Origin of the sequence: uncultured Albimonas sp. (assembly GCF_963977235.1) — a bacterium.
Taxonomy (GTDB): domain Bacteria; phylum Pseudomonadota; class Alphaproteobacteria; order Rhodobacterales; family Rhodobacteraceae; genus Albimonas.
Genome location: NZ_CAXBOD010000024.1, coordinates 1 through 23,008 on the forward strand (window position 1 = coordinate 1; position 23,008 = coordinate 23,008).

Sequence of the window (23,008 nt, forward strand, 5' to 3'; positions counted from 1 at the left end):
CCCCGGGCCCGCCACGCCCCGCGTGCCCGGACCCTCCGCCCGGCATCCTGCGCCGACCGCGCGCGAGGCGCGAACCCGCGGGCCGGCGATGCCCCTGCCGCCCGAGCGTCGGCGGACGACAGCGCAATCGGCGAGGCAGTCGGCGGCGCAGGCTGCGGCGCGGCGGCCGGCGATGGCCCGAGCCCCTGCGCGCGGGCGGGTGCGACGCGGGCCGGCGCGCGGCGCGGCCCTGGCATGAGCGCGGGGCGCTTCGCCGGGACCGGCGCGCCGGCCGGCGGAGTCGCGGGGCTGATCGCGCGCCGGCTGGCGCAGGGGGCGCTGGTGATGCTGGCGGTGGCGGCGCTGGCCTTCGCGATCTCGGATCTCGCGGGCGACCCGGTGTCGGCGCTGGTCGGCCTCGACGCCTCGGCCGAGCGGCGGGCGGAGGCGCGGGCGGCGCTGGGGCTCGACCGGCCGACGCTCCTGCGCTTTCTCGACTGGGCGGGGGCGGCGCTGGGGGGGGACCTCGGCCTCTCCTGGCGGCTGCGCATGCCCGTCGCCGAGGCGCTGGCCGCGCGCCTGCCGGCCACCGCGGAGCTCGTCGCCGTCTCGGCCCTGATCGCGATCCCGCTCGGGCTGGCGGCGGGGACCTGGGCGGGGCTGCGGCCGCGCTCGGCGGGCTCGCGCGCGGTGGCGGCCGTCTCGCTGCTGGGGGTCTCGGTCCCCACCTTCGTCATCGGGCTGGCGCTGATCCAGGTATTCGCGGTCGAGCTGCGCTGGCTGCCGGCCTCGGGGCGAGGGGGCGCGGTGGACCTCGGGGGGTGGCGGACCGCGTTGCTCAGCGCGCCGGGCTGGGCCTCGATCCTGCTGCCGGCGCTGACGCTGGCGCTGTTCCAGCTGCCGGTGGTCCTGCGTCTCGCGCGCGCCGAGACGGCCGAGGCGCTGGCCGCCGAGCACATCCGCTTCGCCCGCGCCCGCGGCCTGCCCGAGCGCGCGGTCCTGGCCCACGCGCTGCGCAACGCCGCCCCGCCGGTGATCGCGGCGAGCGCCACCAACCTCGGCGCGCTGGCCGCCTTCTCGGTGATCACCGAGACGGTGTTTCAATGGCCGGGCACGGGCCTGTTCTTCCTGCAGTCGGTCGAGGCGGTGGACGCGCCCGCCATCGCCGGCTGTCTGGTGCTGGCCGCCGCGATCTTCGTGACGGTGAACCTCGCCGCGGACCTGGCGCACCTGGCGCTCGACCCGCGGCTGCGGGGCTGAGCCATGGTCCGCGCGCGCCTTCTGCCCGCCCTGGCGATGGCGCTGGGCCTGCTGCCGGCGCTGGCCTGCCTCGCCGCGCCCTGGATCGCGCCGCAGGACCCGTTCGACCCCGCCGTCCTCTCGCTGCGCGACGCCTTCCTGCCGCCGGCCTGGATCGAGGGCGGGCGGGCGCCGTTCTGGCTCGGGACCGACGGGCAGGGGCGCGACCTGCTCTCGTCCCTGCTCTACGGAGGGCGGCTCTCGATCCTTGTGGCGCTGGCCGCGACCGCGCTGGGGCTGGGTCTGGGGGCGCTGGTCGGGGTCGCGGCGGGGGCGGCGGGGGGGTGGCTCGACGCCGCGCTGATGCGGCTGGCCGAGGTGCAGCTGACCTTGCCGGGCATCCTGGTGGCGATCCTGATCAACGGTCTCGCCCGCGCCTTCCTGCCCCCCGGCGCGCGCGAGGCGCTGGCGATCCCGGCCACCGCGCTCGCCATCGGGCTGAGCGACTGGCCCCAGTATGCGCGCGTCGCCCGGGCCGCCGCCGCGGTCGAGGCGCGGCGCGACTTCGTGGCCGCCGCCCGGATCACCGGCCTGGGGACCTCGCGGATCTTGCGCCGCCACGTGTTGCCCGGCGTCGCCCGCCCGGTGCTGACGCTGGCCGCGGTGCTGCTGCCGCTGGCCGCCATCGCCGAGGCGACGCTGTCGTTCCTGGGGCTCGGGGCGCCGCCCTCGACGCCCTCGCTCGGCACGCTGATCCGGCTGGGGGCCGAGCAGATGTTCGCCGGGCGCTGGTGGATCGCGGCCTTCCCCTCGGCCCTGCTGGTCGCCCTGGCGCTGGGCGCCAACGCCGGCGCCGAGGCCCTTCGCGCCCGCGCCGATCCCCACCGGGCCGCCCCTGACCCGGCCGACCGGCCATGAGCGCCCTGCTGCGGATCGAGGATCTGCGCGTGGTCTTCGGCGCGCGCGTGGCGGTCGAGGGCGCCTCGCTGGAGATCGGGCGCGGCGAGATCCTGGCGCTGGCCGGGGAATCGGGCGCCGGCAAGTCGGCGCTGGCAGCCGCCATACTGGGTCTGGTCCCGCCGCCGGGACGGATCGGGGGCGGGCGGATCCTGTTCGACGGGGACGACCTCGCCGCCCTGCCGCCCGAGCGCTTCCGGGCCCTGCGCGGCCGGCGCATCGGGGCGGTGTTCCAGGACCCTTCGGCCGCGCTCGACCCGATGGTCACGATCGGCGCGCAACTGATCGAGACGCTGCGCCTGCGCGGGGGCCTCTCGCGCGGGCCGGCGCGCGCGCGGGCCGAGGCGCTGCTGGCCGAGGTCGGTCTGCCCGACCCCGCCGCGATGCTGACGCGGCCCCCCCATCGCCTCTCGGGCGGGCAGCGTCAGCGGGCGGTGATCGCGCTGGCGCTGGCGGGGGACCCGGAGCTGCTGGTGGCAGACGAGCCGACCGCCTCGCTCGACGTCGCCGGGCGGGCGGACCTGCTGGCGCTGCTGGGACGCCTGTGCCGCGAGCGGGCGATGGCCGCGCTGCTGGTGGGCCACGACCTCGCGGCCGCGGCGGCCTGCGCCGACCGCGTGGCGGTGATGCGCGCGGGCCGCATCGTCGAGGAGGGCCCCCCCGCGCGTCTGCTGCGCGCCCCCGCCCATCCCTGGACGCGGGAGATGGCGGCCGCGATCCCGCGGCTCGACACGCCCTCGCAGCCCCTGCGCGCCGCGGCCGGACCCCCGGTGCTGGAGCTCACGGACGTCGCCCTCTCCTACGCGCGCCGCCGCCTGTTCGGCGCGCGTCCGCCCCGGGCGCTGAGCGGGGTGTCGCTGCGACTGGGCCCGGGCGAGAGCCTCGGTCTGGCGGGCGCCTCGGGCTCGGGCAAGACCAGCGTGGCGCGGATCGCGGCGGGGCTGCTGGCGCCCGGGGCCGGGCGGGCGCGGACCGCGGGACGCGCGCAGATGGTGTTCCAGGACCCGTTGGGCTCGCTCAACCCGCGAATGACGGCGGGGGAGATCGTGGCCGAGCCGCTGGCCCGCCACGCGCTCGCGGCCCCCGGCGCCGAGACCCGCGCCGCGGTCGCCCACCTGCTGGCCCAGGTGGGCCTGCCGGAGGACGCGGCCGGGCGGCGCCCGCACGCGTTCTCGGGCGGGCAGCGGCAGCGCATCGCGCTCGCCCGGGCGCTGGCCGGGCGGCCGGCGCTGCTGATCTGCGACGAGCCGACCTCGGCGCTCGACGTCACCACGCAGGCCCGCGTGCTGGCGCTGATCGCCCGCCTTCAGGCCGAGCAGGGGTTCGCGCTGCTGTTCGTCACCCATGACCTCGCGGTCGCCCGCGCGGTCTGCGCCCGCCTCGCGGTGATGGAGGCGGGCCGCATCGTCGAGACCGGCCCGGCCGAGGCGGTGCTCGATGCGCCGCGCAGCGCCGCCGCCCGGCGCCTGGTCGAGGCGGCCCGGGCGCTGGCGCTGCCGGGCCTCGACGCTCCGGGCGCGATCCCCGCCCCGGATCCGGCGCGCCCCCTTCCGCAGGCCGGGCCGCGCGGCTAGGCTGCGCGCCGACCGCCCCGCCGCGCGACGACGGCCGGGGCCAGACCGGAGGATCCCCGCCTTGATCGCCCTCTATTCCTCGCCCGGCGCCTGTTCGCTCGCCTCCCACATCGCGCTGCGCGAGGCGGGGGCGGAGTTCGAGCTGCGCCGCGTCGACTTCGCCGCCGCCGAGCAGCGCACGCCCGAGTACCTGGCGATGAACCCCAAGGGGCGCGTGCCGCTGCTGATCACCGATCGCGGGCCCCTGACCGAGACGCCCGCGATCCTCGCCTGGATCGCCCAGAGCTTCCCGGAGGCCGGACTCGCACCCGCCGATCCCTGGGAGTTCGCGCGGATGCAGAGCGTCGCCGCCTACCTCTGCGCCACGCTGCACGTGAACCACGCCCACGGCCGCCGCGCCGGGCGCTGGGCCGACCAGGAGAGCTCGCACGCCGACATGGTCGCCAAGGTCCCCGAAACGGTGGGCGAGAGCTTCCGTCACCTCGAGGAGGAGGTCTTTCAGGGTCCCTTCGTGATGGGGGATGGTCACACGGTCGCCGACGCCTATCTCTACACCGTCTCCAGGTGGCTGGAGACCGACAGGATAGATCCCGCGCGATTCCCCAAGGTGCATGCGCACCGGACCCGGATGCAGGCGCGCCCCGCCGTGCAGGCGGCGCTGGAGGCCGAGGGGCTGAAACCCCTCTGATCCCCGGCGCGCGCCCCGCGGCGGGGCGCGTCCGCCCGGGGGCTCGGGGACGCGCCAGACTGGAGCAGCGATGCGCCTTTTCGAATGCCCCGCCTGCGGCGGGCAGCTTTGGTTCCACAATCGCGCCTGCGTGTGCGGGGCGCAGGTGCTCTACGATCCGGACGCCAACGGGCGCGCGGGCGGATTCGTGACCTTCGAGCCCGTCGCGGCCGAGCCCGACCCGGCCGAGGCCGACGCGGCCGGCGGGTCTGCGCCCGGCGAGGGGCCGGGCGAGGGCCCGCAACCCTGCGCCCATCGCGAGAGTCTCGGCTGCAACTGGCCGGCCGAGGGCGGCGACTTCTGCCGTTCCTGCGCGATGACCCAGACCTCGCCCGACCGCTCGCTGCCCGAGGCGATCGCCCAATGGGCCGACGCCGAGGCGGCCAAGCGCTGGGTGCTGGCCAACCTCTCGCGCTGGGGCTGGTGGACGCCCGACGATCCCGGCCCGAGCCCGGTGTTCAGGATGCTGGCCGAGGAGACGCGCCACGGCCCGGTGGACGTGATCATGGGCCATGCCGACGGCGTGGTGACCATCAACCTCGCCGAGGCCGACCCCGCCGAGCGCGCCCGCCGGCGCGAGGACCTGGGCGAGCCCTACCGCACGCTCGTGGGCCATTTCCGCCACGAGCTGGCCCACGCCCTGCACCTTCGCCTCTCGGCCTCGGACGCGTTTCTCACGCCGTTCCGCGAGCTGTTCGGCGACGAGCGCGAGGACTATGGCGAGGCGCTGGCCCGCCACTACGACCAGGGCCCGCCCTGCGACTGGCCCGACAACCACGTCACGCCCTACGCCTCGGCCCACGCGCACGAGGACTGGGCCGAAAGCTGCGCCCACCTGCTGCACCTGACCGACATCGTGGACAGTTTCGCGGCCGCGGGGCTGAGCGCGCCGGCGGCCTCGGCCGGCTACGACGCCTATGCCGAGCCGGACGCGGTCACGCTGATCGACCGGGGCTGCGAGCTGGGCTTGGCGCTGAACCACGTGAACCGGTCGATGGGCCTGGCCGACCTCTATCCGTTCGTGCTGCCCGAGCCGGCGCGCCAGAAGCTCGCCATGGCCCATCGCTGGCTTGCCGCAGGCCCCCCCGCCGAGGCGCCCGCGGTCGACCAGCCCGCGGGCTGACGCCCGACCCGTCGCCGGGCGCCGCCGTTGCGGCCCCCGGCGACGTCGGACGGGACCGGAGCCGCGCCCTTGGGCGCGCCTCCGGGCGTTTCCTCAGATCTCGTCGATCCAGACCTCGAACTTCGCCAGCTGCGCGAGGCCGAACGAGTGCGTCAGCGGCACGTCGGCGGCGTCGCGGCCGCGCCCCACCAGCACCCGCCCGATGCGCGGGGTCAGGTTGCGCGGATCGTAGGTGATCCAGCGGCCGTCGAGGAACACCTCCATCCAGGCCGCGAAATCCATCGTCGCGTAGGGCGGCGGCTGGCCGATGTCCGAGACGTAGCCCGTGCAATAGCGCGTCGGCACGTTCAGCGCCCGGCACAGCGCCACCGCCAGGTGGGTGAAGTCGCGGCAGACGCCGGTGCGCTCGATATTCGCCTCGAAGGCGGTTCGAGTGTTGCGCGCGGCCATGTAGTCGAACTGGATGTGGTTGTGGACATATTCGACCACGCCCTGCACCCGCGGCCCGCCCTCGGGCAGGTGGCCGAAGCGGTTCCAGGCCTCCTCCAGCAGCTTGTCGGACTCGCAGTAGCGCGAGGGCAACAGGAACTGGATCGCTTCGGCGGGCAGGCTCTCGATCGGGCTCTGGCGGGCCTGGGGATAGACCGGGTCCTCGGCGCCGCTGTCGCGCAGCACGCCGTCGGTGCGCAGCGTGAAGCGGCCCTGCGGCGCCACCATCCGCGCGCACCAGTTCCCGAACCCGTCGCGATAGTGGTCGATGGGCACCGGGGGGGAGACGGTCAGGTGGTCCGGACGCTCCAGCCCCGACACGCGCGAGTGGTGCACGTTGAGCATCGCGATCAACGGGGTGGGGGCCTGGAAATCGCTGGCGATCTCGCATCCAAGGCGCAGGCGCATGACGTCTCCTTACGTGCCGCGGACGGGCTGGGGGCCGCGGCTCGGCCCCGCCGGCCAGAGTGGGGGCAGTTGGCGGACCGGGTCACGGCTGCATGGGCCCCCGCGTCGGAAGAGCGCGGACAGGGCCGTAGGTCGTATCCAGCTGCGCGACGATACAGCGAAATAGGTGGGTTCGCGACCGCGTCGACGACGGTCTGAGCGGCGCGCGCCGCCGCCGGGCAAAGCCGTCGGCGCACGTGGTCGCACAGGGTCCTTAACGCGGTTTCAACCCGATTCCCAGTCTTGCTGTCGCCCGATCTATCCACCGCCCGGCCGCCCGGGCTTCCTCGGAGCGTCTGCGCATGATCCGTCCCGCCCTCGTTCTTTTGCCGGTGCTGGCCGCACTGAGCCTCCCCGCGCCGGCCCTGGCGGGGGCCGAGCCCCTGTGCGAGGGGTTCGGGCCGCAGACGCCGCGGGACATCTCGGCCAAGTCGGGGGCCAACGCGCGCCTGTTCTCGCTGGCCCCGCCGGCCTCGCGACTGAACCTGTGCAACATCCACTTCCACGTGAACGCCGAGCACAAGGGCCCCGGCTTCTCGGTCTCGGCCGGCGAGGGGGAGCATGGCGGCTGGCGCTGCAACGAAACCGCCGAGCTGACCGCCCAGGAGCTCGAGGATCCCCTCCACGGTCACGGCGCCTGCCACGGGCTGAAGCCTGGCGACACGGTCGAGGTGCACTGGGTGCACACCTCCTGCGACGGGGGGCCGGGCGCGGGCCTGGGCGCCTGCGCGAACGCGAACTGCGTCAACCCGCAGCTGCGGGTCGAGACGCAGGTGTTCCTGGCGGTCAACGACCCCGCGGCGCTGGATTTCTCGCAGTTCGACTACGCGTCGGGCGATCCGGCCTCGGCCGCCCTCAGCCAGCCGCGGGCCTTGCCGACGGGGTTCGGGGAGCCGGTGGTCTTCGCCGGCTCGACCACGGGGCCGAGCTACTCGCAGTCGAGCTGCTCGCCCTATCAGGTGACCTGGTCGGTGCGGCCCTGGTGCGCGCGGGTCGACATCATGACCCTGCACCGCTGGTGCGCCGAGAACACGTTCGAGGAAGACCACGCCCACGGCGTCCGCCAGCTGGTCACCGCGCCCGCCCTGCTGTCGCCGATGGAGTGAGCCCGCGCCCGGCGCGGCCGAGACGCCCTGCGCCGCTTGCCGGACCCTCGGCGCCCCGATGCGGTTCGGATCGGCGGCAAGCGCCGGTCGATGTCCGCTGACGCGACGGCGGCGAGGTCGCCCCGGGCCGGGGGCCGGGGCGCTTCCTTGCGCCGCGGGGCACGGGTCCCTGGCGCGGGGCCCCTGCGCGGGTCCCTGCTGCGCGCGGCGCCGGCCGCGCTCAGACCACCCCGTTCTCGATCAGCTTCGCGGCGAGGTCGCGGAAGGCCTTGCTCTGCGGCGCGTCGGGGGCGGCGGAGACGATCGGCGCGCCCGCGTCGCCCGAGACGCGGATGTCGAGATGCAGCGGGATCTCGCCCAGGAAGGGAAGCCCGAGGCGCTTCGCCTCGGCCTTGGCGCCGTCGTGGCCGAAGATGTGGCTGGGCTGGCCGCAGTGAGGGCAGACGAAGACCGACATGTTCTCGATCAGCCCCAGCACCGGCGTCTCGAGCTTGCGGAACATCGCCACCGCCTTCTTGGCGTCGAGCAGGGCCACGTCCTGGGGCGTCGAGACGATCAGCGCGCCGGTCACCTCGGCCTTCTGGCACAGGCTCAGCGCCACGTCGCCGGTGCCCGGCGGCAGGTCGACGACCAGCACGTCGAGCTCGCCCCAGCGCACCTGGTTCATCATCTGCTGGAGCGCGCCCATCAGCATCGGGCCGCGCCAGATCACCGCCTCGTCCTCGGGCAGCATCAGGCCGATCGACATCGCGGTCAGGCCGTGGGCGTGCAGCGGGATGATCGTGTCGCCATCCGAGCGGGGACGCTCGGTCAGCCCCAGCATCCGGGCCTGGCTGGGCCCGTGGATGTCGGCGTCGAGCAGACCCACCCGCTTCCCGGCCTGGGCCAGCGCCACGGCGAGGTTGACCGAGACGGTGGACTTGCCCACGCCGCCCTTGCCCGAGCCGACCGCCAGGATCTTGTCGACGCCTGCGATCTTCCTGGAGGCCTGCGGCTGGGGGTGACGCCCGATCTTGAGGTTCGGCGCGCCGCCCTGGGGCGCGCCGCCGCCGGGGGCCGGGGCGCGCGCGGCGGGGGCGGCGGCGGGACCGTGGGCGGTCAGCACGCCCTGCACCTTCTCGACGCCGGGCAGGGCGCCGACGGCGGCCTCGGCGGCCTGCAGCACGGGGCCCATCTCGCGGCCGCGGGCGGGATCGACCTCGAGGATGAACCGGGCGGTTCCGTTCTCGAACACGGGCGCGCGGACCATGTCGGCGGCGACAAGGTCCTTGCCCTGGCCGGGGTCGATGACCCGGGAAAGGGCCTTCAGGATGTCCTCGCGCGTCACGCTCATCTCTGGGTCTCCTCGCGCGGCCTGAAAGGGGCGGGTCGGCGCGCCTGCCGCCTACCTATGGGGCGGGACGACGCCCCGCAAGGCGGCGGCCGGGCGCGGGGCGGCGGAGGAGGCGCGCCGGGGCCGAGCCTCCCGCCGAGCGATCCGGGAGCCGTGGGGCGCGAGGCCCGGCGGTCTGTCGCCGGGCCGACGCCTCGCGAGCCCCCGGGTCAGGCCCGGGGCGCGCCCGCGGGCGACGGGACGCAGCGGCTCAGAGGTCGAGCTCGATCCACACGGGCGCGTGGTCGGAGGGTTTCTCGCCCCCGCGGGCCCAGGCGTCGACCTCGGCCGACTTCAGCCGGTCTGCAGCCTGGGGCGTGAGCAGCAGGTGGTCGATGCGGATGCCGTCGTTCCGCTGCCAGGCGCCGGCCTGGTAGTCCCAGAAGGTGTAGACCTCGGGCCCGGGACGGTGGATGCGCAGCGCGTCGGTCCAGCCCTGGTTGAGGATCCGCCGCCAGGCCTGGCGGGTCTGGGGCAGGAACAGCGCGTCCTCGGTCCAGTTCTGCGGACGGGCGGCGTCCTCGGGCTGGGGGATCACGTTGAAGTCGCCGGCCAGGATGGCGGGCTCCTCCGCCGCCATCAGCTCGGCCGCGCGGGCCTCGAGCCGCGCCATCCAGGCGAGCTTGTAGTCGTATTTGGGGCCCGGGGCGGGGTTGCCGTTGGGCAGGTAGAGGCCGCAGATCCGGACCGCGCCCTGCTCTCCGCAGACCGTGGCCTCGATGTAGCGGGCCTGTTCGTCGGTCTCGTCGCCGGGCAGGCCGCGGGTCACGTCCTCGATCGGGCGGCGGGCGAGGATGGCGACGCCGTTGAAGCCCTTCTGGCCGTGGGTCTCGAGGTTCCAGCCGGCGTCCTCGATGGGCTCGCGGGGGAAAGTCTCGTCGACCGACTTGATCTCCTGCAGGCAGACGACGTCGGGTTTCGCCCGCTCGAGCCAGTCCAGCAGGGCGGGGAGACGAGCCTTCACGCCGTTGATGTTGAAGGTCGCGATCTTCATCGGCGGGGTCTCCTGCCTGGGGCTGGGGTCTGGCGAGGCGGGGCTCGCTCGGCGCGATCGGGGGCGCGGGGGGCTCTCCCGCTCAGGCCTCGGCGGCGGCGGCGAGGATCGAGAGGAAGGCCGGGCCGAAGCGCTCGGCCCGCTGGGCCCCCATGCCGGGGACCGCTGCGAGGGCTTCGAGACTGTCGGGACGACGCTCGACCACCTTGGCGAGCGTGGAGTTGGTGCAGGTGAGCAGCTTGTCGGCGCCCTGCGCGCCGCGCGACAAGCGAAGCTGGGCGGCGTGGAGCGCGTCGAAGACCTCGCCCGAGCCGGCCGCGGCCGCGCGGATCCGGGTGGGGTGGGCGTCGGGGGCGGGGGCGCCGGTGAGAATTTCCAGGAACTCGGCCCCGTAACGCGCCAGCTTGGCCGCGCCGACGCCGTGGCACTGGGCGAGTTCGTCGAGGGTCTGCGGCTTGCGGGTGGCCATGTCGATCAGGCTGCGGTCGTTGAAGACGATGTAGGCGGGCGCGTTCTGCGCCTCGGCCAGCCGCCGGCGCAGCACCTTGAGGGCCGAGAGCAGCGGCTCGTCGGCCTCCTCCACCAGGGCCGTGGGGGCGGCGCGGCGCTCCTCCTTGCTGCGGCGGGTCTTGAGGGCGTCCTGGCGCAGCATCAGTTCGCGTTCGCCCCGCAGGACGGGGCGGGCGTCCTCGGTCAGCCGCCAGCCGCCGGTCTGGCTGTCGACCTGCGCCAGACCCAGCGCCAGCAGCTGGCGCAGGATGCCGCGCCAGCCGTTCTTGTCGAACTCCTTGCCGATGCCGAAGACCGAGAGGCGGTCGTGGCCCAGACGCTCGCCCCGCTCGTCGGTCTTGCCGGTCAGCACGCCGACGATGTGCTCGACCCCGAAGCGCTCTCCGGTGCGATAGATGGCCGAGAGGGCCTTCTGGGCGGCGACCGCGCCGTCGAAGAGGGCGGGGGGCGTCTTGCACAGGTCGCAGTTGCCGCAGGGCTCTGGCCGGGCCTCGCCGAAATAGGCGAGCAGGGTCTGGCGGCGGCAGCCGGGCGCCTCGGCCAGCGACAGCAGGGCGTTCAGGCGCTGGTGGTCGGCGCGCTTGCGCTCCTCGGGGGCCTGGCCCTCGTCGATCTGCATGCGGCGGAGCTTGATGTCCTCGACCCCGAACAGGGTGAAGGTGTCGGCCGGGGCGCCGTCGCGGCCGGCGCGGCCGATCTCCTGGTAGTAGGACTCCACCGACTTGGGCAGGTCGGCGTGCGCCACGAAGCGGATGTCGGGCTTGTCCACGCCCATGCCGAAGGCGACGGTCGCGCAGATCACCAGCCCGTCCTCGCGCGAGAACCGGTCCTGGGTGTGGGAGCGGACCTCGGGCGCGAGGCCGGCGTGATAGGGCAGGGCCTCGATCCCCTCGGCGCGCAGGGCGGTGGCGAGCACCTCGCACTTGTTGCGGCTGCCCGCGTAGACGATGCCCGAGCGGCCGCGGCGGGGCAGGACGAAGTCCATCAGCTGCTTGCGCGGCTGGGCCTTGGCCTCGAAGGCCAGGAACAGGTTGGGGCGGTCGAAGCCGCGCAGGAAGACGGCGGGGACCGAGGCGTCGTCGCCCTCGCCCTCATCGGTGATCGGCGCGTCGTCATGGTCGAAGAGCCGGCGCAGGATCTCGGCGCGGGTTTCCTCGTCGGCCGTCGCGGTGAAGGCTGCGGTCTGGATGTTGCCCAGCGCGGCGCGCAGCTCGCCGATGCGCAGGTAGTCGGGGCGAAAATCGTGGCCCCACTGGCTGACGCAGTGCGCCTCGTCGATGGCCAGCAGCGAGATCGGCAGGCGCGAGAGCAGCTGGCGGGCGGAGGCCAGGCGCTCGGGCGCGAGATACAACAGCTTCAGCGACCCGCGGTCGATCGCCTCGAAGATCCGCTCGTTGTCCTCGGGCGTGTTGGCCGAGGTCAGGGCGCCGGCCTCGACGCCCGCCTCGCGCAGTCCGGCCACCTGGTCGCGCATCAGGGCGATCAGGGGTGAGACGACGAGCGTGACCCCGTCGCGGGCGAGCGCGGGGAGCTGGTAGCACAGGGATTTGCCGCCGCCGGTGGGCATGATCGCAAGCACGTCGCGGCCGGCCTGGATGGCCGACACGATCTCGGCCTGGCCGGGGCGGAAGGCGTCGAAACCGAAGACCGATTTCAGGAGCGTCTCGGGGCTGGGCATGGGATCGGGCGCGGACCTGGGAGCTGCTGGGGTGGGATCGCGCGCAGACTATCGGGCCGGGCGGGGGAAGGCGAGGGGGCGGGACAAGGAGGGCGGGACGGGAGGCGCCCTGCGGGCGGGCCTGGCAGGCGCGCACCGGGGGCGCGCGCCGGCGGGCGCCGGCAGGGGCGCTTCTGGAACTCACCCGAGAACAGAGCGCGCCTGTCCTCCCGAGCCGTCCGTCGCTGAAGATGCCTGAGCGACTCGCCCGAAGCGGTCAAGGACAAGCCGCGCTGCGCGCGGTCGCTGCGCGATCCCTGACCGCGTCGGGCGAGTCGCTCTTTACGGCATCAGCGACGGACGGCTCCGGAGAACAGGCGCTCCCGGCGGGGCTCGTGGCGGGCGGAGACCGGTGCGGGCGGCGCGCCTACATCGAAAAGGAGGTGCCGCAGCCGCAGGAGCTGGAGGCGTTGGGGTTCTCGACCGCGAAGCGGGCGCCGATCAGCTCGTCGGTGAAGTCGATCACCGAGTCGGAGAGGAAGGGCAGGGAGACCGGGTCGATCAGCACCTTCTGGCCGTCCTTCTCGAGGACGAGGTCGTCGGGCGCCGGCGCAGGCTCGAGCGTGATCTCGTACTGGAAGCCCGAGCAGCCGCCCCCCTCGACCGCCACCCGCAGGCACTGCGGGGCGCCGGCGTCCGCCGCGATCTCGGCCAGGCGCGCGAACGCGCGGTCGGTCGCGCGCGGCGGCACGGTGATCGCCGGGGCGGAGAAATCGAGCGAGAAGTCGGGCGCGGCCATGGCGGTTTTCCCTTCGCGGAGGATGGTGTAGGCCTCGCGCCATCATCTATGCGCAGGCGGGGCGGACGCAAGAGGCGACGCGCCGCGCCGCCGCGCCCGAGCCGAGAGCGTCCCATGCCCGCGCCCTACGCCTGCCTTCCCGCCGCCTCGCGCGGGCGCCTGCACGCCGAGCCGGAATCGGCCCACCGCACGCCCTTCCAGCGCGACCGCGACCGGATCATCCACTCCTCGGCCTTCCGCCGGCTGAAGCACAAGACCCAGGTCTTCGTCGAGCATGAGGGGGACTATTACCGCACCCGGCTGACCCACTCGATCGAGGTGGCGCAGGTGGCGCGCACGCTGGCGCGCGATCTGGGGCTGACCGAAGAGCTGGCCGAGGCGGTGGCGCTGGCCCACGACCTCGGGCACACGCCCTTCGGGCACACCGGCGAGGACGCGCTGCATGCGGCGATGGCGCCCTACGGGGGCTTTGACCACAACGCCCAGGCGCTGCGGATCGTGACCGAGATCGAGGCGCGCTACGCCGAGTTCGACGGGCTGAACCTGACCTGGGAGACGCTGGAGGGCATCGCCAAGCACAACGGCCCGCTGTGCGAGCCGGGCGCGGAGGCGGGCGATCTGCACTACGCGCTCGCCGAATACGTGGCCCGCCACGACCTCGAGCTGCACACCCACGCCAGCGCCGAGGCGCAGGCGGCGGCGCTGTCGGACGACATCGCCTACAACACGCACGACCTCGACGACGGGCTGCGCGCGGGGCTGTTCCAGGTCGAGGAGATCGCCGAGCTGCCGGTGGTGGGCGACTGCTTCCGCGAGGTGGACCGGAAGTACCCCGGACTGGAGTCCGCGCGTCGCCAGCACGAGGCGCTCAGGCGCGTGTTCGGGGCGCTGGTCGAGGACGTGCTGGAGACCTCGCGCCTGCGGCTCGAGGGCTCGGGCGCCGCGAGCGCGGACGAGGTGCGCGCGCTGGGGCGGCCGGTGATCGCGTTCTCGGACGCGATGGTCTCGGACCTCCGCCAGATCCGCGGCTTCCTGTTCGAGCGGATGTACCGCCACTGGCGGGTGGCGCGGATGCGGCGCAAGGCGGCGGCCGTGGTGGCCGAGCTGTTCGAGATCTACATGGAGACGCCCCGGGTGCTGCCCGACGACTGGCGGGATTCGGCCCTGCACGCGGTGTCGACGACGGCGCGGGCGCGGGTGGTGGCCGACTACATCGCCGGGATGACCGACCGCTTCGCCCTGCAGGAGCATCGGCAGCTGACCGATCCGATGTCGCGGACCTGAAAGGCCTCACGTGGGCGCCGGTCCGGCCGGCCCCCGGAGGAGCCGGCCGCGCCTGGCATTCGGACGGTCATGGCCTCGTCAGGTCGAGCGTCCCATCATCAGGACGCCGATCACCGAGGCGACGACCACGGCCACAAGCAACGTGTACGCCGGCCCTCCAAGCAACTGAACAAGCTCATCTCCCAGCAGGTCGCCAAGCAAACCCGGGGAGGACACCGTCTTGAAGGACATGACGGGTGCTCCGGTTCAGTGAATGGCCTGACGTTAATATTGTGTTCATGTTTACGCCAGGGGCAACTTGCGCGAACGCCCCGCAGGCCGCCCGACGGCGTCGGCGGCCCATGTCGATGACGTGCGCGGGGGCGGCCGGTCAGGGTCTCGACATCGGGGGGGATCGTGGCGGTCCAGTCCCGCGCGCGCCCTCGTCGCTCTGATCGGCGTCAGCGACGGACGGCGCCGGAGACCAGGCGCTCGGGCGCTTGGTTGCAGGAGGCGCCTGGGGCGGGCGCGGGCGCGTTGACCCGCGGGCGCGGCGGTGGCAAAGGTCGCGCGCCGCAGATGGAGCCTTCCATGAACCTCTTCGCCGACATCCGGGCCCTGGTGACCGACAGCCTCGAGGCGCTGGCCGCGCAGGGCGCGCTGCCCCCGGGGCTGGAGCTGACCAACGTCGCCGTCGAGCCGCCCCGCGATCCCGCCCATGGCGACATGGCCACCAACGCCGCGATGGTGCTGGCCAAGCCCGCCCGACTGAAGCCGCGCGAGATCGCCGAGGCGCTGGCGCCGCTGCTCGAGGCCGACGGGCGCGTCGCCTCGGCCGAGGTGGCGGGGCCCGGCTTCATCAACCTGCGGCTCGACGCCTCGGTCTGGCGCAAGGCGGTGGCGACCGCGCTGGCGCAGGGGACAGATTTCGGCCGCTCGGACATGGGCGGGGCGAAGAAGGTCAACGTCGAGTATGTCTCGGCCAACCCCACCGGGCCGCTGCATGTCGGGCACACCCGCGGCGCGGTGTTCGGGGACGCGCTGGCGAGCCTGCTGGACTTCGCTGGCTGGCAGGTGACGCGCGAATACTACATCAACGACGGCGGCGCGCAGGTCGACGTGCTGGCCCGCTCGGCCTACGAGCGCTATCGCGAGGCGCACGGGCTCGAGCCCGCGATCGCCGACGGCCTTTATCCCGGCGATTACCTGGTGCCGGTGGGCGAGGCGCTGAAGGCGGAGTTCGGCGACCGCCTCCTCAACCAGCCCGAAAGCGTCTGGCTGCGCGAGGTGCGCGACTTCGCCACCGAGATGATGATGGAGCTGATCCGCGGCGACCTGAAGGCGCTGGGCGTGGAGATGGACGTCTTCTTCTCGGAGAAGTCGCTCTATGCCGGCGGGCGGATCGAGGGCGCGCTGAAGGCGCTCGAGGACAAGGGCCTGGTCTACGTCGGCGTGCTGGAGCCGCCCAAGGGCAAGACGCCGGAGGACTGGGAGCCGCGCCCCCAGACCCTGTTCCGCTCGACCGACTACGGCGACGACGTGGACCGGCCGCTGAAGAAGTCGGACGGGGGCTGGACCTATTTCGCGCCCGACATCGCCTATCACTACGACAAGGTCGAGCGCGGCTTCGACGAGCTGATCAACGTCTTCGGCGCCGACCATGGCGGCTACGTCAAGCGGCTGAAGGCGGCGACGGCGGCGCTGTCGGGCAACCGCGTGCCGCTGGACATCAAGCTCACGCAACTTGTAAAACTGTTCAAGAACGGCGAGCCGTTCAAGATGTCCAAGCGCGCCGGCACCTTCGTGACCCTGCGCGACGTGGTCGACGAGGTGGGGCCGGACGTGACCCGCTTCGTGATGCTGACCCGCAAGAACGACGCGCCGCTCGATTTCGACTTCGCCAAGGCCACCGAGCAGAGCCGCGACAACGCGGTTTGGTACGTGCAGTACGCCTCGGCGCGGGTGAACTCGATCTTCCGCACCGCCGCCGAGGCGGGGATGGGCGCGGCCGCCGCCGACCTCGAGGGGCTGGCCCCGCTCGACCATCCCGACGAGCTGGAGCTGGCCGCAAAGGTCGCCGAATGGCCGCGCCTGGTGGAGACGGCGGCCCGGCATCACGAGCCCCACCGGGTGGCCTTCTACCTCTATGACCTCGCGTCTGCGTTCCATGCGCACTGGAACAAGGGCAAGGACGAGCCGCGCCTGCGTGTCGTGCAGGAGACGGACCCTGCGGGAACCGCGGCGCGGCTCGCGCTTGTGAAGTCCGTCGCGGTTGTCATCTCCGCCGGTTTGGGTATCCTAGGCGTGACCCCGGCCGAAGAGATGCGCTGAACAAGCGTCCGCGGCGGGGACGAGCAGTCAACGCCGCGCCTCACGGAGAAAACTTCGGAGGCCGGCCTCAGTGCAGGCGGGATTCCGAATGGCCGACATGGCCGGAGACCCCTACGGGTACGACGAACGCGGCGGCCGCGGCTGGCGGCGACAGATGGCGGGCGCGCTTGGCGGCGCCTGCGCCATCGCGCTTGTCTGGGGGCTGGTCAGCTGGGGCCACGGCCTGCTGACCCGCGACTCCGGCCAGATCCCCTTCCTGAGGGCCGAGGACGGCCCGATGAAGATCGTTCCCGAGGATCCCGGCGGCCTCAAGCTCGAGCGCACCGACATGGCGGTCAGCCGGATCGTCAGCGGGACCAGCGGCTCGGCCGTCGAGCCGGGGCTCGCGCCCGACCCCGAGGCGCTGGCCGAGGAAGATCAGCCCCAGCCCTATCTCGCCGCCCCCGATCCGCTGGCGACCCCCGCCGACGGGCCGGACCAGGCCGCCCCGGCCCCCACCGCCGACGGCGACGCGATCGAACGCGCCGTGGCCCGCGCCCTGCAGGAGCAGGCGATGGACGGCGATCCCGCCGGCTCCGCGATCGAGGACGAGGACGAGAGCTCGTCGCTCTCGGCCGTCGCCGCGCCGCCCCCGCCGCTGCGCCCGCGCGCCCCGACCCGCGCCGAGATGGCTGCGGCGGCTGCGGCGGCGGCTGCAGCGGTCCCCGCTCCCGCGGCGGTCGCGACCGAGCTTGCGGCCGGCGACATCGGCATCCAGCTCGGCGCCTTCAACAGCCAGGCCATCGCCGAGTCCCAGTGGCGTCGGGCCCAGCGGCGGCACGAGGATCTGCTCGGCGCGCTGACCCATGCCGTGACCACCGTCGACTCCGGCGGGCGGACGCTGTTCCGCCTGCGCGCGGGGCCGGTCGCCGACCGCGGCAAGGCGCAGGAGCTGTGCGCCTCGCTCAAGTCCCGCGGCGAGGCCTGCATCGTGGCGACCATCCGATGAGCGCGCCGCGCGCCATCATCCTGGGCTGCGCGGGCCCGAAGCTCTCGGCCGGGGAGGCGGCGTTCTTCCGCGACGCCGACCCCTGGGGCTTCATCGTGTTTGCGCGCAACGTCCAGGACCCTGCGCAGCTTGCCGCCCTGACCGCCGAGCTGCGCGAGAGCGTGGGTCGCGACGCCCCGATCCTGGTCGATCAGGAGGGCGGCCGCGTGGCCCGCCTGAAAGCCCCTCACTGGCGCGAGTGGCCGTGGATGGAACGGCTGGTCGAGGGTCTGCCCGAAGCCGCCGCAGACGAGGCGCTGGCGATCCAGTATCGCGCCATCGCCCATGAGCTGCACGCCGTCGGCCTCGACGTGAACTGCATGCCCATCGCCGACATCCGCTTTGCGCAGACCGACGCGATCATCTCGACCCGCGCGCTCGGCCGCACGCCCGAGACCGTGGCCCGCCGGGCGCGGATCGTGACCGAGGCGATGGCGAGCGGCGGCGTGCTGCCCGTCCTCAAGCACCTGCCGGGGCACGGGCGGGCGACCGCGGACAGCCACCTGGCGCTGCCGGTGGTGGACGCCTCGCTCGATGAGCTGCGCGCCACCGATTTCGCGGCCTTCGCGCCGCTCGCGGACCTCGCGATGGGGATGACGGCCCATATCGTCTATTCCGCGCTCGACCCCGACGCGCCCGCCACCCAGTCCCCCGCCGGCATCCGCGCCATCCGCGAGGAGATCGGCTTCGACGGGCTGCTGATGACCGACGACCTGTCGATGAACGCGCTGGAGGGGAGCATGGCCGAGCGGGCCGAGCGCTCGATCGCCGCGGGCTGCGACCTGGTCCTGCACTGCAACGGCGACATGGCCGAGATGGAGGGCGCGCTGAGCGCCACCCCGCGCCTGCACGGCCGCGCCGCCGCCCGCGCCGACCGCGCGCTCGCCGCCCGCCGCGCGCCCGAGCCCTTCGACCCGGCCGAGGCCGACGCCCGTTTCGCCGAGATCGCCAAGGCTCTGAACGGGGAGCGCGCCCATGCCTGAGCGCCCCGCCTGGGACCGACCGCTTCGCGACGTTCCCGACGGGCGCACCGGCGCGCTGACCGGAGACGACAAGACCGCAGCCGAGGCGCTGGTGGTCGATGTCGAGGGCTTCGAGGGCCCGCTCGACATCCTGCTGACGCTGGCGCGCAGCCAGAAGGTGGACCTGCGCCACGTCTCGATCCTGCAGCTCGCCGAGCAGTACCTGGCCTTTGTCGAAGAGGCCAAGCGCCTGCGGATCGAGCTGGCGGCCGACTATCTGGTGATGGCCGCCTGGCTCGCCTATCTGAAATCCCGCCTGCTGCTGCCCCCCGAGCCGACCGAGGAAGGTCCCAGCGCCGAGGAGCTGGCCGCAAGGCTCGCCTGGCGGCTGGAGCGGCTGGAGGCGATGCGCGAGGCCGGCGCCCGCCTGATGGGGCGCGACCACCTCGAGCGGGACCGCTTCCCCCGCGGCGCGCCCGACACCCAGACCCTGCGGCGCATCGTGACCTATGACGCGAGCCTGATCGACCTGCTGCGCGCCTATTCGCGGATCAAGACCCGCGACGACTACCGCCCCCTGCACATGAACCGCGCCCCGGTGATGACCCCGGAGGAGGCGATCGAGCGTCTGCGCGGCCTGATCGGGGAGATGATCGACTGGCGCACGCTGGCCTCGTTCCTGCCGCCCGCGTGGCTCGAGGATCCCAAGCGCCGCCGCTCGGCCACCGCCGCCACCTTCGTGGCGATGCTCGAGCTGGTGCGCCGGGGCGAGGCCGAGCTGCGCCAGCAGGAGGTGTTCGGCGAGATCACCATGAGGCGTCGCGCCGCCGATGCCCGATGAACCCGACGACCTCCCCGAGCCCGAAGACCCTGCAGAGGCTGACGCCGGCTCCCTGTTCCCCTCGCCCCCGATCGAGGAGCAGGAGCGGATGGTCGAGGCGGTCCTGTTCGCCTCCCGCGAGCCGCTGAGCGCGACCGAGATCGCGGCCCGTCTGCCGCAGGGCTGCGACGCGGCCCAGGCGATCGAGCGGGTGCGCCGGCGCTTCGAGGGGCGCGGCGTGACGCTGGAGCGGGCAGGGAACTCCTGGGCTTTCCGCACCGCCCCCGATCTCGGCTGGCTGCTGGCGCGCGAGGTGGTCGAGACGCGCCCCCTGTCGCGGGCCGCCATCGAGACGCTGGCGATCATCGCCTACCACCAGCCCGTCACCCGCGCCGAGATCGAGGACATCCGCGGCGTCGCGGTGTCGAAAGGCACGCTGGACCTGCTGATCGAGCGCAACTGGGTGCGTCTGGGCCGCCGCCGGATGACCCCCGGCCGCCCCGCGACCTATGTGGTCACCGAGGGCTTCCTCGACCATTTCGGCCTCGAGAGCGCCCGCGACCTGCCGGGCCTGAAGGAGCTGCGCGACGCAGGCCTCCTCGACAACGTCCCCCCCGGCGAGGCCGAGCCCGACCCCGACGACCCCAATCAGCCCCGGATGTTCGAGGACCCCGACGACTGAGCCGGTCGCCCTACGCCCCGGCGAGGTCGCTCAGGATCGGGCAGTCGGGCCGGTCGTCGCCGTGGCAGCGGTGCACGAGGGTGGTCAGGGTGGCGCGCATCGCCTGCAGCTCGGCGATCTTGCGGTCGATCTCGTCCAGGTGCGTCTGCGCCACCCGCTTGACGTCGGCCGAGGCGCGGTCGCGGTCCTCATAGAGCGCCAGAAGGGTCCGGCACTCCTCGATCGAGAACCCCAGCGAGCGGGAGCGGGCCAGGAACGCCAGCTTGTGCGCGTCGGCCTGCGAGAAGTCGCGGTAGCCGTTGTCGCCGCGGGCGGGCCGCACGAGGCCGATCTCCTCGTAATAGCGGATCGTCTTGGCGGGCAGACCCGATAGGGTCGAGACCTCGGAGATGTTCATCGCGCGCGCTCCTGCACGGGTTTCCAGCGGGTCAGCAGCAGCGAGTTGCCCACCACACTGACCGAACTGAGCGCCATCGCCGCGCCGGCCACCGCAGGGTCGAGCAGGCCCGCGGCGGCCACGGGGATGCACAGCGTGTTCCAGGCGAAGGCCCAGAACAGGTTCTGGCGGATCTTGGCCGACGTCGCGCCCGCCACGTCGAGGGCGGCCGCGACCAGCGTCGGGCGCGGGCGCGCCAGCGTGACGCCGGCCACCTCCATCGCCGCGTCCGCGCCCCCCCCCATGGCGATGCCGAGGTCGGCGGCCGCCAGCGCCGGCGCGTCGTTGATCCCGTCGCCGACCATCGCGACGCGGCGGCCGCGGGCGATCAGCGCCTGAACGGCGACGGCCTTGCCCTCGGGGCGCACGCCGGCGGTGACGTCCGCGATGCCCAGGCGCGCGGCCATGGCGCGGGCGGCAGGCTCGGCGTCGCCGGTCAGCAGCGAGACGGCGACGCCGCGGCGGCGCAGGGCCGCGACCGCCTCGGCCGCGTCCGCGCGCGGCGCGTCCGAGAGGGCGATGAGGCCGAGCGGCGTCCCCGCGCGCGCGACCCAGACCACCGTGCCCCCGGCGCCGGCCATCTGCGCGGCCTGCGCCTGCAGGGGGGCCGCGGCCGCGGGGGCGGCGAAGTCCTGGCGGCCGATGCGCACGAGGGCGCCGTCGATGCGGGCCTCGACCCCCGCGCCGACGACGGCGCGGAAGGCCTCGGGCTCGGACAGGGGCTGTCCTTGGGCCGCCGCGACCAGGGCGCGGCCCAGCGGATGCTCGGAGCCGCGCTGGACGGAGGCGGCGAGCCTCAGCAGAGCGTCGGGCGGGAGGTCGGCCAGCGGCCGGATCTCGGTCACTTCGGGCTTGCCCAGCGTCAGGGTGCCGGTCTTGTCGAAGATCACCGCGTCGATGCGCGCGGCCCGTTCGAGCGTGACGATGTCCTTGATCAGGATGCCGGCGCGGGCGGCGGCGCCGGTCCCCGCGACCAGCGCGGTGGGCGTGGCGAGGCCCAGCGCGCAGGGGCAGGCGATGACCAGCACCGAGATCGCCGCCGAGACCGCCGCGTCGAGCGGGGCCCCCGCCGCCAGCCATCCGGCCAGCGTCAGGACGGCGATCGCCAGCACCGCCGGCACGAAGACCGAGGCGATGCGGTCGACCAGCCGCTGCACCGGGGCCTTGCCGGTCTGGGCGCGGGCCACAAGCTCTGCGATCCTCGCCAGCGTCGTGTCGCGGCCCACCCGGTCGGCGCGCAGGCGCACCAGGCCGGTCCCGTTGACCGCGCCGGCGGGGACCGCCTCTCCGATCAGGCGGGGGACGGGCAGGGGCTCTCCGGTCACCAGGCTCTCGTCGAACTCGCTCTCGCCGCGGACCAGCGTGCCGTCGACGGGGGCGCGCTCGCCGGGGCGCAGGATCACCATGTCGCCGACGCAGACCTCGGCGAGCGGGACCTCGACCTCCTGGCCCGCCCGCAGGATGCGGGCGCGGTCGGGGCGCAGGGCCATCAGCTCGCGCAGGGCGGCCGAGGCGGCGCGCTTGGCGCGCGATTCCAGGGCCTTGCCGGCGAGCACCAGCGTCACGATCACCGCCGCGGCCTCGAAGTAGAGGTGCGGCGCGTGACCGGCGTGCGCGCTCAGCAGCAGCCAGACCGAGAACCCCCAGGCCGCCGTCGTCCCCATCGAGACGAGCGTGTCCATGTTCGCCGTGCGCGCCCGCGCGGCGGCCAGCGCGCCGCGGTGAAAGCGGCGGCCGCACCAGGCGAAGACCGGGGTGGCGAGGATCAGCTCCGCCCAGCCCGGCATCCGCCAGGCGGGGTCGATCTGCATGGCGATCATCTGCGCCAGAAGGGGCGCGGTAAGAACGGCCGCGAGCGGCAGGTCCCATCGCTCGGCGCCCGCGTGGGGAGCGTCGGGGGCTGGCGCCGCCTCGCCGATGAGGGCGGCCTCATAGCCCGCGGCCCGGACGGCGGCGAGCAGCTCGGCGTCGTCTGCGGCGCCGCGCAGGCGGCGGACCTCGGCCCGGTCGAGCGCCAGGTTCGCCTCGGCCGCGACCACGCCCGGCGCCCCGACGAGCGCCCGCTCGACGCGCCCGGCGCAGCTGGCGCAGGTCATGCCGTCGATGGCGAGGGTCACCCTCTCCTCCCGCGCGGCGAAGCCGGCGGCGCGCAGGGCTTCGGCAAGCTCGGGGGCGCGAGCGCTGGTCAGGCGCACGTCGGCCCGCTCCAGCGCAAGGTTGACCTGCGCCGAGGCGACGCCGGGCAGGGCTTCGAGCGCCCGCTCGACCCGCCCGGCGCATCCCGCGCAGGTCATTCCGGCGACCGAGATCGACAGCTCCGCCGGCGCGTGGGCGGCGCCTCGCGACTCGGCTCGTTGGTCAAGGTCCTGAGAAACAATGTCTTTCATGTCCGGCTCCGTGGCTCGGCGCCGGATATAGGGATTCCAGTCGCTGGAAGGTCAAGGGGAACCTCGCATCCCGCGCCGCGCGGCACGCGCGCAACGTCGGGTGGCGGCACGCGCGCAACCTCGGGTC

At 74.3% G+C, this 23,008-nt stretch carries 20 protein-coding genes; 12 read left to right on the forward strand and 8 right to left on the reverse strand.

The window, feature by feature from the left end:
- Positions 1-234: 234 nt before the first annotated feature.
- The 5 genes from AAC134_RS12660 to AAC134_RS12680 all read left to right on the forward strand — a co-directional run bounded on the left by AAC134_RS12660 (position 235) and on the right by AAC134_RS12680 (position 5,599).
- The gene (locus AAC134_RS12660) at positions 235-1,239 is read left to right on the forward strand and encodes an ABC transporter permease (protein ID WP_339949456.1); all 1,005 of its coding nucleotides are present in this window, start codon (positions 235-237) and stop codon (positions 1,237-1,239) included.
- 3 nt (positions 1,240-1,242) lie between these two features.
- Positions 1,243-2,136: an ABC transporter permease subunit gene (locus AAC134_RS12665; protein WP_339949457.1), complete on the forward strand. Its 894-nt coding sequence runs from the start codon at positions 1,243-1,245 to the stop codon at positions 2,134-2,136.
- Positions 2,133-3,749, forward strand: coding sequence for an ABC transporter ATP-binding protein (locus tag AAC134_RS12670; protein ID WP_339949458.1), 1,617 nt, complete (start codon positions 2,133-2,135; stop codon positions 3,747-3,749). Before AAC134_RS12665 ends, AAC134_RS12670 begins: the two co-directional genes overlap by 4 nt.
- Before the next feature lie 61 nt (positions 3,750-3,810).
- Complete coding sequence (locus AAC134_RS12675; protein WP_339949459.1) at positions 3,811-4,437, forward strand: glutathione binding-like protein; 627 nt, start codon at positions 3,811-3,813, stop codon at positions 4,435-4,437.
- 70 nt (positions 4,438-4,507) lie between these two features.
- The gene (locus tag AAC134_RS12680; protein WP_339949460.1) at positions 4,508-5,599 is read left to right on the forward strand and encodes a putative zinc-binding metallopeptidase; all 1,092 of its coding nucleotides are present in this window, start codon (positions 4,508-4,510) and stop codon (positions 5,597-5,599) included.
- Between the two features lie 93 nt (positions 5,600-5,692).
- On the opposite strand, the gene AAC134_RS12685 is transcribed toward AAC134_RS12680, so the two are convergent.
- Entirely contained in the window at positions 5,693-6,496 is an 804-nt protein-coding gene (locus AAC134_RS12685) for a transglutaminase family protein (RefSeq protein ID WP_339949461.1), read from the reverse strand.
- 341 nt (positions 6,497-6,837) lie between these two features.
- On the opposite strand from AAC134_RS12685, the gene AAC134_RS12690 reads away from it, so the two are divergent.
- The gene (locus AAC134_RS12690; protein WP_339949462.1) at positions 6,838-7,641 is read left to right on the forward strand and encodes a delta-class carbonic anhydrase; all 804 of its coding nucleotides are present in this window, start codon (positions 6,838-6,840) and stop codon (positions 7,639-7,641) included.
- A gap of 220 nt (positions 7,642-7,861) precedes the next feature.
- Here the strand turns inward: AAC134_RS12690 and AAC134_RS12695 are convergent, their stop codons facing one another.
- The 4 genes from AAC134_RS12695 to AAC134_RS12710 form a co-directional block, all read right to left on the reverse strand.
- A complete protein-coding gene (locus AAC134_RS12695) occupies positions 7,862-8,974 on the reverse strand; it encodes an Mrp/NBP35 family ATP-binding protein (RefSeq protein ID WP_339949463.1) in 1,113 nt (370 codons plus the stop codon).
- A 250-nt stretch (positions 8,975-9,224) separates the two neighbouring features.
- Complete coding sequence (gene xth / locus AAC134_RS12700) at positions 9,225-10,007, reverse strand: exodeoxyribonuclease III (RefSeq protein ID WP_339949464.1); 783 nt, start codon at positions 10,005-10,007, stop codon at positions 9,225-9,227.
- An 82-nt stretch (positions 10,008-10,089) separates the two neighbouring features.
- Entirely contained in the window at positions 10,090-12,195 is a 2,106-nt protein-coding gene (recQ, locus tag AAC134_RS12705; protein ID WP_339949465.1) for a DNA helicase RecQ, read from the reverse strand.
- A 406-nt stretch (positions 12,196-12,601) separates the two neighbouring features.
- Positions 12,602-12,931 carry an iron-sulfur cluster assembly accessory protein gene (locus AAC134_RS12710; RefSeq protein WP_339949511.1) on the reverse strand — a complete coding sequence of 110 codons (330 nt, stop codon included), beginning with the start codon at positions 12,929-12,931 and terminating at the stop codon, positions 12,602-12,604.
- Between the two features lie 156 nt (positions 12,932-13,087).
- Between AAC134_RS12710 and AAC134_RS12715 the strand changes: the two genes are divergently transcribed.
- Positions 13,088-14,257 carry a deoxyguanosinetriphosphate triphosphohydrolase gene (locus tag AAC134_RS12715; RefSeq protein WP_339949466.1) on the forward strand — a complete coding sequence of 390 codons (1,170 nt, stop codon included), beginning with the start codon at positions 13,088-13,090 and terminating at the stop codon, positions 14,255-14,257.
- A gap of 78 nt (positions 14,258-14,335) precedes the next feature.
- Here AAC134_RS12715 and AAC134_RS12720 read toward each other — a convergent pair whose 3' ends face one another.
- Positions 14,336-14,488 carry a hypothetical protein gene (locus AAC134_RS12720; RefSeq protein ID WP_339949467.1) on the reverse strand — a complete coding sequence of 51 codons (153 nt, stop codon included), beginning with the start codon at positions 14,486-14,488 and terminating at the stop codon, positions 14,336-14,338.
- 339 nt (positions 14,489-14,827) lie between these two features.
- Between AAC134_RS12720 and argS the strand changes: the two genes are divergently transcribed.
- The 5 genes from argS (at position 14,828) to scpB (ending at position 20,058) form a co-directional block, all read left to right on the forward strand.
- Positions 14,828-16,567 carry an arginine--tRNA ligase gene (gene argS, locus AAC134_RS12725; protein WP_339949468.1) on the forward strand — a complete coding sequence of 580 codons (1,740 nt, stop codon included), beginning with the start codon at positions 14,828-14,830 and terminating at the stop codon, positions 16,565-16,567.
- An 88-nt stretch (positions 16,568-16,655) separates the two neighbouring features.
- Entirely contained in the window at positions 16,656-17,555 is a 900-nt protein-coding gene (locus AAC134_RS12730) for an SPOR domain-containing protein (protein WP_339949469.1), read from the forward strand.
- On the forward strand, positions 17,552-18,577 hold the full coding sequence (gene nagZ, locus AAC134_RS12735; protein WP_339949470.1) for a beta-N-acetylhexosaminidase: 1,026 nt from the start codon (positions 17,552-17,554) through the stop codon (positions 18,575-18,577). Before AAC134_RS12730 ends, nagZ begins: the two co-directional genes overlap by 4 nt.
- Positions 18,570-19,397 carry a ScpA family protein gene (locus tag AAC134_RS12740; protein ID WP_339949471.1) on the forward strand — a complete coding sequence of 276 codons (828 nt, stop codon included), beginning with the start codon at positions 18,570-18,572 and terminating at the stop codon, positions 19,395-19,397. The genes nagZ and AAC134_RS12740 overlap by 8 nt, the downstream gene beginning before the upstream one ends.
- Positions 19,387-20,058, forward strand: coding sequence for an SMC-Scp complex subunit ScpB (scpB, locus tag AAC134_RS12745; protein WP_339949472.1), 672 nt, complete (start codon positions 19,387-19,389; stop codon positions 20,056-20,058). Before AAC134_RS12740 ends, scpB begins: the two co-directional genes overlap by 11 nt.
- A 10-nt stretch (positions 20,059-20,068) precedes the next feature.
- Here the strand turns inward: scpB and cueR are convergent, their stop codons facing one another.
- Positions 20,069-20,455 (reverse strand): Cu(I)-responsive transcriptional regulator, encoded by a 387-nt coding sequence (cueR, locus tag AAC134_RS12750; RefSeq protein ID WP_339949473.1) that lies wholly within the window; start codon positions 20,453-20,455, stop codon positions 20,069-20,071.
- Positions 20,452-22,881 carry a heavy metal translocating P-type ATPase gene (locus tag AAC134_RS12755; protein WP_339949474.1) on the reverse strand — a complete coding sequence of 810 codons (2,430 nt, stop codon included), beginning with the start codon at positions 22,879-22,881 and terminating at the stop codon, positions 20,452-20,454. Before AAC134_RS12755 ends, cueR begins: the two co-directional genes overlap by 4 nt.
- Positions 22,882-23,008 lie beyond the last annotated feature (127 nt).